The sequence below is a fragment of the Rhizobium sp. PK7-22 genome (assembly GCF_056530405.1).
The window spans coordinates 1,658,223-1,672,754 of the sequence record NZ_CP096514.1 but is presented as its reverse complement, the minus strand read 5'-3'; the positions used below and the strand labels follow the sequence as shown (position 1 = coordinate 1,672,754).

The 14,532-nt window shown below is 64.4% G+C and carries 14 protein-coding genes; 3 read left to right on the top strand and 11 right to left on the bottom strand.

The features are described 5' to 3' along the window. Positions 1-6: 6 nt before the first annotated feature. From cysN to M1E10_RS12740, 4 genes are all read right to left on the bottom strand, one after another. The gene (cysN, locus tag M1E10_RS12755) at positions 7-1,488 is read right to left on the bottom strand and encodes a sulfate adenylyltransferase subunit CysN (RefSeq protein ID WP_499176784.1); all 1,482 of its coding nucleotides are present in this window, start codon (positions 1,486-1,488) and stop codon (positions 7-9) included. A gap of 1 nt (position 1,489) precedes the next feature. After that, a complete protein-coding gene (gene cysD / locus M1E10_RS12750) occupies positions 1,490-2,443 on the bottom strand; it encodes a sulfate adenylyltransferase subunit CysD (RefSeq protein ID WP_499176783.1) in 954 nt (317 codons plus the stop codon). Positions 2,444-2,481: 38 nt separating this feature from the next. Next, positions 2,482-3,243: an adenine nucleotide alpha hydrolase family protein gene (locus M1E10_RS12745; protein WP_499176782.1), complete on the bottom strand. Its 762-nt coding sequence runs from the start codon at positions 3,241-3,243 to the stop codon at positions 2,482-2,484. A 106-nt stretch (positions 3,244-3,349) separates the two neighbouring features. Further along, the gene (locus tag M1E10_RS12740) at positions 3,350-3,574 is read right to left on the bottom strand and encodes a hypothetical protein (protein ID WP_499177301.1); all 225 of its coding nucleotides are present in this window, start codon (positions 3,572-3,574) and stop codon (positions 3,350-3,352) included. On the opposite strand from M1E10_RS12740, the gene M1E10_RS12735 reads away from it, so the two are divergent. The 3 genes from M1E10_RS12735 to M1E10_RS12725 all read left to right on the top strand — a co-directional run bounded on the left by M1E10_RS12735 (position 3,501) and on the right by M1E10_RS12725 (position 5,506). Then, positions 3,501-3,944 carry an RrF2 family transcriptional regulator gene (locus tag M1E10_RS12735; RefSeq protein ID WP_499176781.1) on the top strand — a complete coding sequence of 148 codons (444 nt, stop codon included), beginning with the start codon at positions 3,501-3,503 and terminating at the stop codon, positions 3,942-3,944. The genes M1E10_RS12740 and M1E10_RS12735 overlap by 74 nt on opposite strands. 207 nt (positions 3,945-4,151) lie before the next feature. Next, positions 4,152-5,177, top strand: coding sequence for a sulfate ABC transporter substrate-binding protein (locus tag M1E10_RS12730; RefSeq protein ID WP_499176780.1), 1,026 nt, complete (start codon positions 4,152-4,154; stop codon positions 5,175-5,177). 122 nt (positions 5,178-5,299) lie between these two features. Continuing rightward, positions 5,300-5,506 (top strand): hypothetical protein, encoded by a 207-nt coding sequence (locus tag M1E10_RS12725; RefSeq protein WP_499176779.1) that lies wholly within the window; start codon positions 5,300-5,302, stop codon positions 5,504-5,506. 274 nt (positions 5,507-5,780) lie between these two features. On the opposite strand, the gene M1E10_RS12720 is transcribed toward M1E10_RS12725, so the two are convergent. The 7 genes from M1E10_RS12720 to M1E10_RS12690 all read right to left on the bottom strand — a co-directional run bounded on the left by M1E10_RS12720 (position 5,781) and on the right by M1E10_RS12690 (position 14,489). Further along, positions 5,781-6,947 carry a CapA family protein gene (locus M1E10_RS12720; protein ID WP_499176778.1) on the bottom strand — a complete coding sequence of 389 codons (1,167 nt, stop codon included), beginning with the start codon at positions 6,945-6,947 and terminating at the stop codon, positions 5,781-5,783. Between the two features lie 3 nt (positions 6,948-6,950). After that, positions 6,951-8,855 carry a CocE/NonD family hydrolase gene (locus M1E10_RS12715; RefSeq protein WP_499176777.1) on the bottom strand — a complete coding sequence of 635 codons (1,905 nt, stop codon included), beginning with the start codon at positions 8,853-8,855 and terminating at the stop codon, positions 6,951-6,953. Positions 8,856-8,978: 123 nt separating this feature from the next. Continuing rightward, positions 8,979-10,553: an ABC transporter substrate-binding protein gene (locus M1E10_RS12710; protein WP_499176776.1), complete on the bottom strand. Its 1,575-nt coding sequence runs from the start codon at positions 10,551-10,553 to the stop codon at positions 8,979-8,981. A 39-nt stretch (positions 10,554-10,592) separates the two neighbouring features. Continuing rightward, complete coding sequence (locus M1E10_RS12705) at positions 10,593-11,648, bottom strand: ABC transporter ATP-binding protein (RefSeq protein ID WP_499176775.1); 1,056 nt, start codon at positions 11,646-11,648, stop codon at positions 10,593-10,595. Continuing rightward, positions 11,645-12,616 (bottom strand): ABC transporter ATP-binding protein, encoded by a 972-nt coding sequence (locus tag M1E10_RS12700; RefSeq protein WP_499176774.1) that lies wholly within the window; start codon positions 12,614-12,616, stop codon positions 11,645-11,647. Before M1E10_RS12700 ends, M1E10_RS12705 begins: the two co-directional genes overlap by 4 nt. Before the next feature lie 5 nt (positions 12,617-12,621). Continuing rightward, positions 12,622-13,518 carry an ABC transporter permease gene (locus M1E10_RS12695; protein WP_499176773.1) on the bottom strand — a complete coding sequence of 299 codons (897 nt, stop codon included), beginning with the start codon at positions 13,516-13,518 and terminating at the stop codon, positions 12,622-12,624. Further along, on the bottom strand, positions 13,515-14,489 hold the full coding sequence (locus M1E10_RS12690; protein ID WP_499177167.1) for an ABC transporter permease: 975 nt from the start codon (positions 14,487-14,489) through the stop codon (positions 13,515-13,517). Before M1E10_RS12690 ends, M1E10_RS12695 begins: the two co-directional genes overlap by 4 nt. Positions 14,490-14,532 lie beyond the last annotated feature (43 nt).

Here is a 14,532-nt window from a genome sequence, read left to right as displayed (position 1 = left end):
CCCGGATCAAATATCGCTTGCGGCGTTCTGAAACAGCTCCGTTGCCTGCGCCGCCGTCATCCGGCGGATGTCCGCCTCGTCGCGGCGGTTGGCGAAGAGTTCGCTGGCCATGATCTGGTCGGCAAGGTCCGCCGGCAGCGACAGCACGACGCGCTCGCCCTCATAGCGAATGCCGATCCCGCCGCTGCGCTTCTCGGCGATCATGCCGCCTGCGATCGTGTTGTGGGTGTCGGGATCGATCAGGATGAAGGCGCCGGTGGAGCGGTTCTGATCATAGGTGTCGAAGATTGCCTGCTCGTCGAAGGAGAGCCGCACCTTGCCGATGGCATTCATCGGCAGCCGGTCCACATGGGGAGCCCAAGAGCCACTGGACAGTTCCAGCTGGGAGAGCGGCTTGATCGACACACGCTGGCGACGGCTGCCGCTCTTCAGCCAGTAACGCTTGCCGGGCTCGATCCCGTCCGGCTGCAGCGCCACGATCTGCGCGTCGAATTCCAGTCCGGTCATCGGCTGGGCGTCGAGCGAGACGATCATGTCGCCGCGCGAGACATCCACCTGGCGGTCGAGCACGAGGGTGATCGCATCGCCGGCAACGGCTGCGTTGCGCACGAGGTCGAAGGTAACGATCTGCCGGACGTTGGCGATCATGCCCGACGGCAGGATAACGACGGAATCGCCGGGCTTCACCGACCCGCCGGCGACCGTGCCCTGATAGCCGCGAAAGCTTTCGCCCGGACGCGAGACGCGCTGGACGGGCAGCCGGAAGCCGCCGGCTTGCGCCGATCGGACGGTCGCAAGCTCCAGCGTCTCGACGAGCGTCGGGCCATCGTACCAGGGCATCACGGCGCCTGCCGGATAGACGACATTCTCGCCCTTCAGGGCCGACATCGGGATGGCCGTAATCTGGCGGACGCCGAGCGACAGGGCGAGTTCGCGAAAATCATGGGAGACGGTATCGAAGATCGCCTTGTCGTAGCCGACGAGATCGAACTTGTTCACCGCCAGCACGAACTGCTTGATCCCCATCAGCGAGGCGATGGTGGCATGACGCCGGGTCTGCTCCAGAAGGCCGGTGCGGGCATCGACGAGCAGCACGGCGAGATCGGCGGTCGAGGCACCGGTTGCCATGTTGCGCGTGTACTGCTCGTGACCGGGCGTATCGGCGACGATGAAGGAGCGGCGGTCGGTGGCGAAATAGCGGTAGGCGACATCGATGGTGATGCCCTGCTCGCGCTCGGCCTGCAGGCCGTCGAGCAGCAGCGCGAAATCGGGCAGGCCGAGATCGTTCTGCTGGCCCGAGTCGCGCCGCAGGGTCGCAGCCTGGTCCTCCTTGACGGCCTTGGTGTCCCACAGCAGGCGGCCGATCAGCGTCGACTTGCCGTCGTCTACGGAGCCGCAGGTGATGAGGCGCAGCGGACGCAGGTCTCGCGTCATGGCGACGGCATCTGCGGCGGGATGGACGGCGGCGGCGGTGGCGGATGCGGTCATCTCAGAAATACCCTTCGCGTTTCTTCTTTTCCATCGAGCCGGACTGGTCGCGGTCTATGGCGCGCCCCTGGCGTTCGGAGACGGTGGCAATCTCGAGTTCGGCGATGACCTCGTCGAGCGTCGTGGCGCGCGAGCGGATGGCGCCGGTCAGTGGGAAGCAGCCGAGCGTGCGGAAGCGGATGAAGTCGTGCTGGACGGTTTCGCCCGGCAGAAGCTCGAGGCGCGGATCCTCGGCGTGGATCATCATGCCGTCGCGCTCCACGAAGGGGCGCCTGGCCGCAAAATAAAGCGGCACCAGCGGGATGTCCTCCGCTTGGATGTAGCGCCAGATGTCGACCTCGGTCCAGTTGGAGAGCGGGAAGGCGCGCACGCTCTCGCCCTTGCGGACCATGCCGTTGTAGACGTTCCAGAGTTCCGGGCGCTGGTTGCGCGGATCCCAGCGATGGTCGGGCGTGCGGAAGGAGTAGATGCGTTCCTTGGCGCGGCTTGCCTCCTCGTCGCGACGGGCACCGCCGAAGGCTGCATCATACTGGCCGGCATCGAGCGCCTGGCGCAGCGCCTCGGTCTTCATGATGTCGGTGTAGAGCGCCGACCCATGGCTGAAGGGCGTAACGTTCTCAGCCTTGCCGCGGGCATTGGTGTGGACGACGAGGTCGAGGTCGTATTCCTTGGCGACCTCATCGCGGAAGCGGATCATCTCCTTGAACTTCCAGCCGGTATCGACGTGGAGCAAGGGGAACGGCACGCGGCCCGGGTGGAAGGCCTTGCGCGCCAGGTGCAGCAGGACGGACGAGTCCTTGCCGATGGAATAGAGCATCACCGGACGTTCGAATTCGGCAGCGACCTCACGGAAGATATGGATCGCCTCGTTCTCGAGCGCCTTCAGGTGCGGATCGAGCGGCGGTTTGGTCGACGAAGCAGGCTTTGGGGCTGCTGCGTGGATGACATCGGACATCGAATATTCTCCGGGGCGGGACACGGGAAGTCCGCCGGCTAAAGGGAACTGGAATTGTAGGACGAGGCTGCCGCCTCCGGGACATGCAGGCCGCACTCGCGCCTTTCGTCGTTCTCCCACCACCAGCGCCCGGCCCGCTCCGGCTCTCCCGGCTTGATGGCGCGGGTGCAGGGCTCGCAGCCGATCGACGGATACCCCCTTGCATGCAAAGGATTGGTGGGGACGGCGTGGTCTTCGACATAGGCCGCGATCTCTTCGAGCGACCAGTCGGCGAGCGGGTTGACCTTGAACAGTCCGCGCTCGGCGTCATACTCCACGAAGGGCGTTGCGGCACGGTTGCCGGACTGGCTGCGGCGAAGCCCGGTGACCCAGACCGTGGCGCCGTCGAGGGCCCGCGCGAGCGGCTTGACCTTGCGGACATGACAGCAGGCGTGACGGGCCTCGACGCTCTCGTAGAAGCCGTTAAGACCGTATTGGGCAACATAGCCTGCGACGTCGGCCTCCTGCGGACGGTGCCGCCGGATTTCGATGCCGAAGCGCTCCTCGGTCTCGTCGATCAGCGCCAGGGTCTCGGGAAACAGCCGACCCGTCTCCAGCGTCGCCACCTCTATCTCGAGCCGCTCCATGCCGATGGCCGCGGTGATGACCTGGTCCTCGATCCCGAGGCTGGAGGTGAAGACCGCGCGGCCAATTCCCCCTGCCAGCCGCAGCCGACTGGCAAGATCCAGGGTCTCGAAACGGGCGTCGAGGGTTTCGGCAAGTTCGGCCGGGCGCAGGCCGGAGGGATCGTGGATCGTCATCGAGGTCTTCCCGTCATCTTTCCCCGATTATGGAAGCTTGAGATGGCCCTGGACAGAAACAGCGGTTTCACCAGGGACAAATGATGAGCAAATCTCTCTCCAAAGCTCAACCGGCGGAGAAAAGCTGCCGTGCTAAGCCCGCAACCCGGAACAGGCCCTGCGAGAGTTTGAAATCCTGTGTTGTTTCCGCTAAGCCGAAGGGCAGTATCAAACCGCGCCGCCGAACCGGCCGTGCGGCCGGCATATGTGGTTGCGCAATGATTTCCCAGAAGGCGAGATACGCATTGAGGGCGCTGACGGCTTTGGCCCAGTCGGGCGGCGGCGCATCCATGATGATCTCGGAGATCGCGGTCCAGCAGAGCATCCCGAAGAAATTCCTGGAGCAGATCCTGCTCGACCTGAAGAGAGCCGGCATTGTTGCCAGCCGGCGCGGCAAGCAGGGCGGATACCTGCTCCTGAAGCCGGCGGATACCATCACCTACGGCGATGTACTGCGCCTCATCGACGGCCCGATCGCGCCGCTGCCCTGCCTGTCGGTGACGGCCTACAGGAAATGCGAGGATTGCGACGGCGAGCAGCTCTGCGAGATCCGCCATGTCTTCGCCCGCGTCGCGGACGCCACCCGCGACGTGCTGTTCAGCACCACGATCGCCGATGCCCTGGACGACACTGCAAAGTCACGCGAGTTGCTGCGGGCTTGACGATCGATTTTCGGCCGCTGCCGCCGGATCGCTCTTCTCATGATCCCTCTTTTTTGTCACGGCGCCGTTCGCCGAAAGCCGCCATGACGACAGTAAATCACCTTCCTCTCCAGCAAGAGGAGAAGGTTTTTGCGTTCTTCCAATCCCCCGTTGTCAAACACTACTTAATCGGTAGTGTTACTCGGGTAACCACGGAGGAAAGTCAGCATGTTCAACTTCAGTCATGGATTGGGCGCACTCGCACTCGGCCTCTCGCTCACCGTCGGCGTGTTCGGCGCGGCTCAGGCACAGACCACCCTGCTCAATGTCTCCTACGATCCCACGCGCGAATTCTATGAAGAGTACAACGCTCTCTTTGTCGAGCACTGGCAGAAGGAGACCGGTGAAACCGTCGCGATCGAGCAATCGCATGGCGGTTCCGGTCGGCAGGCCCGCGGCGTCATCGAGGGCCTCGATGCCGATGTGGTGACGCTGGCACTCGGCAGCGACATCGATGCGATCTCCAAGAACAGCGGCAAGATCTCGCCGGACTGGCGCGGCAAGTTCCCGCACAACTCTGCACCCTATACATCGACCATCGTCTTCCTGGTGCGCAAAGACAACCCGAAGGAGATCCACGAGTGGAACGACCTGGTGAAGGACGGCGTCGAGATCGTCACGCCGAACCCGAAGACCTCCGGTGGGGCGCGATGGAACTACCTGGCAGCCTGGGCCTTCGCCAACAACGCCTTCGGCGGCGACCAGGAGAAGATCAAGGCCTACATGACCGACCTCTTCAGCCATGTGGTGGTGATGGACACCGGCGCGCGCGGCTCGACCACGACGTTCACCGAACGCGAGATGGGCGACGTGCTGCTGGCCTGGGAGAACGAGGCCTATCTGGCGCTGAAGGAGATGGGCCCGGAGAACTTCGAGATCATCGTGCCGCCACTCTCCATCCTCGCCGAACCACCCGTCGCCGTCGTCGATGCCAACGTCGACAAGCGAGGCACGCGCCAGGCGGCGGAGGCCTACCTGCAGTACCTCTATTCGGATGAAGCCCAGGCACTGATCGCCAGGCACTTCTTCCGCCCGGCCAATCCCGCCGCGGTGCCGCCGGAGCTCCTGCAGCATCTGCCCGAGATCACCCTTGTGACGATCGACGACGCCATCTTTGGGGGCTGGGAAAGGACGCAGGCGGAGCACTTCTCCAACGGCGGCATCTTCGACCAGATCCAGGCCGGCCGGAACTGATGCAACGGGCGGCGGATACGGGCAATTCGCATCCGCCGCTCCCGTAACAAATCTGTCATGCCATCTGGAACAAAAGCCGTTGCCGTGGATTCGGACTTAATCCCTCGTCAATGGAGAGCAACATGGCAATGTCGGCGCATATCCACGTCAAGCCAGAAGATCATATCCTGACCATCCAGGAGGCGATCGAGCCGGTCTATAACCAGTTGGCCCTCGAATGCGAGGCCCGGATCATCGAGGCGGCCGTCCGCGCCGGCTGGTCTGCCGATGAGGCGATCATGGCCATTGAGGATCTGCGCAAGCGTGAGATCCTCGAGAGCACCCATTAAGCCTCCGTTTCGTCGTTCGCCGGCGCCTATGGAGAACCGGCTGAAGAGCCGGAGCCGTCTCCGCGCCGCGACACACGAAGGCGTGAAGGAACGGCGTGCTTGACCGTGACTTGGAACGGGCAAAGGAGGACGCCATGGCATCCGAGTGGCCCATGTTCATTCTGCAGTCGATCGCCGTCATCGCGCTGGTGGGGGCGCTGTTCATCCGGACATGAATGCCTATGAAAGACCGATGGCCCTGCGAACTGGCATCGGCAAACTCGCAGCTTGAAAGCTAGCTGCAGAGGCTCTTCCAGGGGCCAGAGCATGCGGAGAAAGCGCGAGAGCGGATTTCGTCCGCGTCCGCTCCGGTGGCCGGAACCGGGCCACGTGCCGGTTCGGCCGAACCCGGTCTGCCGACGGCAACCGGAAGAAGAGCGAGCGCCAGACAGGTACCGTCATCCGACAGCGTCAGCCGTACTGCCGCACTGCGCCAGACATCCACGCCGTTCTGGTCATAGGTCGTTGGGCGATCCGTGTGGAAGACGAAATTGCCGAGCCCCGGGATGATCGCCCGCCCCCGGTGAAAGGTTAGAGGCTGCATCACCGGCGCCCCCGTGCCGAGCACCAGATCGGCGCCATCGTCGATGAGCCTTCGGCAGAGGTGGAGCAGCCAGGCCGGTGTGTCGGTCCATTCGGGATCCCAATGGTGGCCATGGAGAGCGACGGCGACCAGATGGCCGGCAGCCTTGGCACCCGCAATCCCGGCGATCAGCCTCGACAGGTCTTCGTCGTCCGGCGCCCATTGGGCAGCGATGTGATCGCCGCGAACGATCGGCGTGCCGAAGATTGTGAGATCGCGCGCCTGGCCAGGATCATAGCCGACGGCTGCACGCGCGGCGCTGCGCCTGTCGTCGCCAAGGTCGCGAACGATCCGCTGCAGGACCTCGAATTCCGCCGGCGGCACCGCAACCGACCGCTTCATACGCAGCGGCGCGATGCCGGCCCTCTCGGCAGAGGCATAGACAGTCTCCGGCTGCGGCCCGAGATCGACGGAGAAGATCGCCAGCGCCTTTCCGTCCGGTTTGCCCCCCGGCCGCACGATCGCCGGTGCGGCGGCCTCTTCGATGCTGGCGCCACTGCCGGCGAGCTTCAGCCCAGCCTGTACGGCCGCGGCCCGTGTCGCGGCAATGCCCGGAGGACCAAGGTCGAAGGCGTGGTTGTTGGCATGCGTCACCGCATGAAGGCCAAGCTCGCGGACCGACAGCAAGGCCTCCGGCGACGCGAGGTGCAGCGTCTTCGTCTTCGTCGGCCAGCTGCCCGTCGTCTGCACCGTCGCTTCCAGATTGCCGAAGGCGACGTCAGCCTTCAGGAAATCCATCACCTGCCGCTGCCCCTCGCCGGAGAGGTCGAGCGGGCCGTGGATGAGGATCTGGCCGGTGACGGCGACGGTGAGCGGCATGGGCTACTTCGCGAAAGGTTTCAGCGCCACCATCGCGTCCCCGCGAACGATCGGCAAGCGGATTGAAGACGGGCGATCGGCATCGCAAAATACGGTGTTGCGGGCGATCTCGGTCGTACGGCCCATCCCTTCCGGCGCAAAGGTATTGGGGTTCACGTCGTACTTCGGAAAATTCGAGGAGGAGATATCGAGACGGATGCGGTGCCCCCGGGCAAAGAGATTGGCGGTCGCGAACGGCTCGATCGTCACCGTGAACACCTCGCCCGGCACGATCGGCTCCGGCTTTTCGAAGGATTTGCGGTAGCGGCAGCGGATAATGCCGTCGGTGATGTTGAGGGCATAACCGGTCGGATAGTCGGAGCTCGGCGGATAGACATCCACCAGTTTCACGGTGAAGTCGGTGTCGAGAGCACTCGAGGCCACATGGAGCTCGACGGTGATCGGCCCGATGACCGCCACGTCCTCCGTCAGTTCCTCGGTTTCGAAGGACAGCACGTCGGCGCGGGCGGAAAGCGGCAGGCCCGGATGCCTGGACCCGTAGAATGCCTCGCCTTCACGCTGGTCAAACCCTCCCCCGTCGAAGATCGGCTGGCCGCTGGTCAGCGAGCCGCCGATGGTCGGCACGGGGTTCTTCGGATCGAAATCATAGACGAAGGGGGCGCTGTCCCCATGGGGAGCCGTGGTCGACAGCAGGCCATTCCCGTGGATGTAGAAGTCCTGATACTGCGTTGCCGGCAGAGGCCAGTCGGCGGCCTCGATCCAGCGGCCACCGTGATCCAGCAGTCCCTCCGGCGTGCGCCCTCCGGACCCGCCGCCCATCACGAAGATCCGTACCGTCGGCTCTTGCGAGACGCCGTTGGCGCTGTCCTTCAGCCAGCGGTCGAACCAGTTGCGCCGGAAGGCGAGCCAGCTCTCCATCACATTGCCGCCCAGCGCTGCAGCGGAACCAAAGGAGATGTCGCCTGCCGCGGTCGTGTTGCGGTTGCCGTGCAGCCACGGCCCCATGATGAGCTGCAGCGGCCGATCCGGCACGCCGGAAAGCCCGCGATAGTTGTCGAGCGTCGACTTCACATAGGCGTCGTACCAGCTGGACATCAGCACACAGGGCACCTGCGGGAAGGTCTCGTAGAAGCCTTCCATGTAGAGGCCGACCCGGCGCCAGCTGTCATCGAAGGTGCCGCTGCGCCATTGTTCGAGCAGGTAGGCTTCATATTCCGGCATCCAGCGCACAGGCGAGGCATTCTCGCGCCACGGCATGACGGAGAACCAGGCGTGGATATCCTCCGCCTCGATGGCGGCGCGGGCAAATGCACTGCCTTCGCCGAGCGCCTGGTTGTAGGCCCAGGTGGCCTGTTTCAGTTCGAACGCACCGCCCTGGCGGATGCCGCACTGGTAGGCGTTGGAAAACCCGCCCGAATCCATCACCATGCATGTCAGCCCCGGCGGATTGAGGCAGGCCAGCGCCGCCTGCGTATGTGCCGCATAGGAGAGGCCCATCGTGCCGAAATGTCCGTCCGACCACGGCTGTTCCACCAGCCAGCAGGCCGTGTCGTAGCCGTCCGCTGCCTCGGAGATATACTTGCTGAACTGTCCTTCGGAATCGTAGCGACCACGGCAGTCCTGGTAGATCACCGCATAGCCGGCACGCACAAAGAAGGTGGCGACCTCGTGGCGCTTCATCGGGTCGGGCATCCCGACCTCGATCTCGGAGCGGGATCGTTCGGCCTTGCCGTAGGGCGTGCGCTCCATGATCGCCGGCAGGCGGCCTTCGATGACCTTGCCGTCCCTCGCGGGGCGATAGACGTCGGTCGCCAGCCTGATGCCATCGCGCATCGTCACCATCACATTGCGCTCGACGACCACGTCGTCGGCAATCACCTCGAAGCGCGATGGCATCAGGGAATCCATGTCTCTATCCTCGAAATTCTTGCATGAGATGCCGGGGTCGTCCGACATCGTTTCGACCTGGTCCGGTCGCCGCAGCCCCGGTGAAGGGCCGCGGCAACCGATCATTTGCTGGTCTGCGACGGGCTACTCGGCAACACCTGCGAGCGTCGCGCTGGTGTCTTCGGTCATGTTGGCGACGTAGCTGAGGTTGGCCTTGCCGGCCCAGTGGACCTTCTGCCAGTAGAGCGGGATCACCGGCATGTCGGCGAAGACGAGCTTCGTCGCCGTCTGCAGCAGCTCCACGCGCTTTTCGGGATCAAACTCGGCCATGGCCGTCCGCAGCGCCTCGTCGAACGCCGGGTTCGAGTATTTGACACGGTTGAACGAGCCGGTACCGGCCTCCTTGTCGGCGGTCATCAGAAGGTTGCGAAGACCGGTGGCCGACGTCGGCGTGGAATTGCCGAGCGAGAAGATGAAGGCGGAGAAGTCGCCTGCGGACGCCCCCTTGGTGTAGACGTTGTAGGGCTGCGCAACGACGCCGTTCACCGTCAGGCCGCCACGGGCAAACATCTGGCCGATTGCCTGCGCCACCTCCGAATCGCCGGGGAAACGGTCGTTGGAGGTATGGATGGTGATGCCGAAGCCGTCTTCGTAACCGGCATCGGCCAGCAGCGTCTTGGCCGCATCCGCATCATAGGCCGGAGCCGGCATCGACGGATCATTGCCCGCCACGCCTTCCGGCACCAGCTGGCCGGCCGCTTCCGCCGAGCCATCGAGAATGCGGTCGATGATGAGCTGGCGGTTGATGAGGCCGGACAAGGCCTGACGGACCTTGAGGTCCTGCAGCGGGTTCTTGTCGAGCGGCTTTCCGTCCTTGTCGGTGACGAAGGGGCTTTGCGCGCGCGCGCTGTCGAGGGCGAGGTAGATCATGCGGGCCGAGGCGATGGAGAACACCTTCAGCTCGGGCATGCTTTCGAGCGTCTTCACGTCACCCGGTGGCACCGCATCGATGAGGTCCACGGAACCGGATCGCAGTGCGGCAACGCGCGAGGCGTCGTTGGAGATGAACTTGATCGTGACGTTGTCGAAGTCCTGCTGCTTCCCCCAGAAAGCATCGTTGCGCGTCAGCACCAGATTGTCGCCCGGCGACCAGGACTTGAACTTGTAGGCGCCGGTGCCGATCGCCGCCTTGCCGCTGTTGAAATCCTCGATGGACGCGCCTTCGGCCGCCGTCTTCTCGACGATGTAGACGAAGCCGATCTGTTCGATGAAGTCCGGCGTCGGCTTGGTGGTCTTGAATTCGACCGTCAGGTCGTCGATCGCCTTCATGCTCTCGATCGATGCGACATTGCCGGAGAACGGTGCGGGGCTGTTGGGAATGTCCTTGGCGCGGTTGAGCGAGAAGATCACGTCCTCGGCCGAAAGCGGGCTGCCATCGTGGAACTTGACGCCCTCGCGCAGCTTCACGTGCCAGGTAAGCGGGTCGACGTTCGTCCACGAGACGGCGAGTGCCGGCTCGACGTTGATGGTCGCATCCGTCTGCACCAGCCGGTCGAAAACCTGCATGGCGATGTTCTGGTTGTTGCCGGTCCTGGAGAATTGCGGGTCGATGGCGGAGGGTTCGGTGGCGCTGCCAATCACGAGATCGGCGGCCTGAGCCGAGCCGAGTGAGATCGCGGCGGCCGCAGCCCCGGCCAGGAGAAACGTCATCGTCTTCATAGGTCTGTTCCCTTTCTTTGTTATCAGTGGGCTTTGTTATCAGTGGGCCGGTTCGGCCGTTGCATGCATGGGCGTGTTGGCGGGAAGGTCGTTCAGGTGACAGGCGCTGACGTGACCAGCCGTATTTTCCTTCAGGACCGGTCGCTCCACCCGACAGCGGTCGAAGGCCCTGGGGCAGCGGGGATGGAAATGGCATCCCGGCGGCGGATGAAGCGGAGACGGGATCTCTCCCTTGATCGGCGTGAAATCGCGGCGGCGGTCGCGGATCGTCGGCAGCTCGCGGATCAGCGCCTGGGTGTAGGGATGCTTGGGATCCGCGAAGAGTTCGTCGGGCGTGGCGCTTTCCACCACGCGACCGAGGTACATGACCACCACCCGGTCGCAGATGTGCTTCACGACGCCGAGATCATGGCTGATGAACAGGTAGGTCAGACCGAATTCCTGTCGCAGATCCATGAAGAGGTTCAAGATCTGTGCCTGGATCGAGACGTCGAGCGCCGCCACGGATTCGTCGCAGACAAGCAGCTTCGGCTTGACCGCAAGCGCCCGGGCAATGCCGATGCGCTGGCGCTGCCCGCCCGAGAACTGGTGCGGATAGCGATCAAGGTAGGAGGCGTCGAGGCCGACCCGCTCGGCAAGCGCGGCGACGTAGTCCCGGACCTCCCGCCCCTTGACGATGCCGTGCACGCGCGGCGCTTCGCCGATCAGGTCGATGACGCGCTTGCGCGGATTGAGGGTCGACATCGGATCCTGGAAGATCATCTGCGCGGAAAGCCGCATGGCGCGCTTTTCGTCGCCCTTGAGCTCCGTCAGCGGCTTGTCCTTCCAGCGCACTTCGCCGCCGCTTGCCGGCATGATCCCCGCCATCACCCGGCCGAGCGTGGACTTGCCGCAACCGGATTCGCCGACGAGACCTACCACCTCGCCCGCAAAGACCGAAAGATCGACGTCATCGACCGCGCGAACGGTCTTCTCTTCGAGATCGGCCCCGAAGAAGCGGGCGACCTTCTCCGCGTAATCGAGCTTGCGGGAGAAGCGGCGACTGACGCCGACGGCTTCGACGAGCGGCGTGGGACGGATGATCGCGCTGGTCATGCGGCGCTCCAGAGATGGGGGTGGAAGCAGCGGTATTCGCGGTCGGCAGCGATCTCCAGCATGGGCTCGGTGGCACAGACCTCCGAGGCGCGGACACAGCGGTCCCGGAAGGCACAGCCGGAGGGACGCGAGAGCGGCGACGGTGCAAAGCCCGGGATCGGCCTCAGCGGCTCGCCGCGCGGCACGGCAGCCGGAACGGCGTCAAGCAGGCCGGACGTGTAAGGGTGGCGCGGCTCGGTGAGCACGGCGTCGACCTGGCCCGCCTCGACGATCCTGCCGGCGTACATGACCATGATCCGATCGGCGAGGGCCGCAACGACGCCGAGATCGTGGCTGATCCACAGCAGCGCCATGCCGAACTCACCGGCGAGCCGCTTGATCTCGAAGAGGATCTGCGACTGGATCGTCACGTCGAGCGCCGTCGTCGGCTCGTCGGCGATGATCAGGTCCGGCCGATGAAGGAGGGCGATGGCGATCGCCACACGCTGGCGCATGCCGCCGGAAAACTGGTGCGGGTACGCATCGAGCCGCTCTTCCGGCGAAGGAATGCCCACAAGGCCCAGCGCATCGCGAGACCGGGCGCGCGCTTCCTGACGGGTCACCCGGTCGTGAGCGCGAACGGTCTCCATCATCTGGGTCCCGACCGAGAGCACCGGGTTGAGCGTCATCATCGGATCCTGGAAGATCATGGCGATGCGCTTGCCGCGGATCTTGCGCATTGCGGCCGGCGGCATCTTCAACAGGTCTTCGCCGTTGAACAGGATCTCTCCCGACACCACCCGCCCCGGCGGGTCGACCAGGCCGAGGATCGAGAACCCGGTGATGGACTTGCCGGAACCGGATTCGCCGACAAGGCCGACGATTTCCCGTGGGTTGACGGTGAAGCTCACCTCATCGACGGCCTTCAGCGTACCGCGGCGGGTCATGAAGTGGGTGGACAGGTTTCTGACATCGAGAACAGGCGTCATGGCAGTTACCTTTCTCCCAGCCGCGGGTTCAGAACCTCGCGCACGCGATCGCCGACGATGTTGATCGAAAACACGAGAACCAGCAGCAGCACGCCGGGGTAGACGCTGATCCAGTACTCGCCCGACATCAGCAACTGGTAGCCGTTGGCGATCAGCAGGCCGAGCGAGGGCTCCGTGATCGGCAGCCCTATCCCGAGGAAGGACAGCGTCGCTTCCGCAGAGATCGCGTTGGCCACCTGCAGCATGCCGATGACGATCAGCGGCGGCAGACAGTTCGGCAGGATATGGCCAAACAGGATGCGCGGCGTTCCGATGCCGAGCGTCACGGCCGCCTCGACGTAGTCCTTGTTCTTCTCGACCACGGCAGCACTTCGCACGGCACGCGCAAACGTCGCCCACTGCACCAGGATCAGCGCCAGGATCACCTTCCACAGCCCCTGCCCCAGCAGTGCCAGCAGCATCAGCGCCACGAGGATGGTCGGCAGGCCCAGCATCAGGTCGACGACGCGCATGATCAGCGCATCGATGCGGCCGCCGTGATAGGCGGCGACCAGGCCGAGGACGGCGCCGACGATCAATGCCACCAGGCCGGAGAACACCCCGACGCCGAGGCTGGTGCGCAGGCCGTAGATCATGGCGGAGAACATGTCGCGGCCCTGGCCGTCCGTGCCGAGCCAGTAGACCATGCCGTCCATGCTTTCCGACCCCGGCGGCAGCTTGGAATCGAGAATGTCGAGCACGGCGAGATCATAGGGGTTCTGCGCCGTCAGATACGGTCCAAAGACCGCTGCAAACAGCAGGATGACGCAGACGATGACGGCGACCACCGCCTTCGGGCTGCGGGCGATGCCGGCGACCAGCCGTCCGAACAGGGTCTCCTCGTGAAGGGCTGCGACACTCATGACGCTCCTCCCAGCCGTACGCGCGGATCGACCAGCGAATAGAGCACATCGACCACGAAATTGATGAGGATGAACAGGCTGACGATGACGAGCAGATAGGCGACCACCACGGGCCGGTCGAGCCGCATGATGCTGTCGATCAGCAGCTTGCCGATCCCGGGCCAGGCGAAGATCGTCTCGGTGACGACCGCGAAGGCGAGCATGCTGCCGAGCTCCAGCCCGATGACCGTGATCAGCGGGATCAGGATGTTCTTGAAGACGTGGACCGACACGATGCGTCGCTCCGACAGGCCCTTGGCGCGGGCGAACTTGACGAAATCCAGCGGCATGGTCTCGCGCACGCCGGTCCGCGTCAGGCGGATCACCAGCGAGAGCTTGAAGAGCGACAGGTTGATCGCCGGCAGGATCAGGTGTGTCAGCCCGTCCAGCGTGAAGAGGCTGGAGCGGATACCGAGGAACACGGCCGTTTCCCCGCGCCCCGTCGACGGCAGCCAGCCGAGCCAGACGGAGAAGATCATGATCAGCATCATGCCTTGCCAGAAGCTTGGCAGGGAAAAGCCGAGGATCGAGCTCGTCATGATGACTTCATCGGTTGCCGTATTCGGCTTCAGCCCTGCGAGAAGGCCGAGCGGAATGCCGATCACGAGGGCGATGGCGAGGCCCACCAGCGTCAGTTCCAGCGTTGCCGGGAGACGCTCGAAGATCAGGCTGATGGAGGGGCGATTGAAGACGAACGAGCGTCCGAGGTCGCCGTGCAGGGCATTCCAGGCAAACGTGAAGAACTGCTCCCAGAGCGGCTTGTCGAGGCCGAGGGAGGCGATCACCTGGGCGCGCTCGGCCGGACTGGCATCGGGCGAAATCAGCATCTCGGCAGGATCGCCTATGGCATAGATGCCGATGAAGACGACGACCGCAGTGACCAGCAGGACGGCCAGGCTCTGCAGGAACCGGCGAATGACGAAGACCGTCATCTGCGTTTCACCGGCTTGCATGGCGGCCGCCAGCGACAGAGAT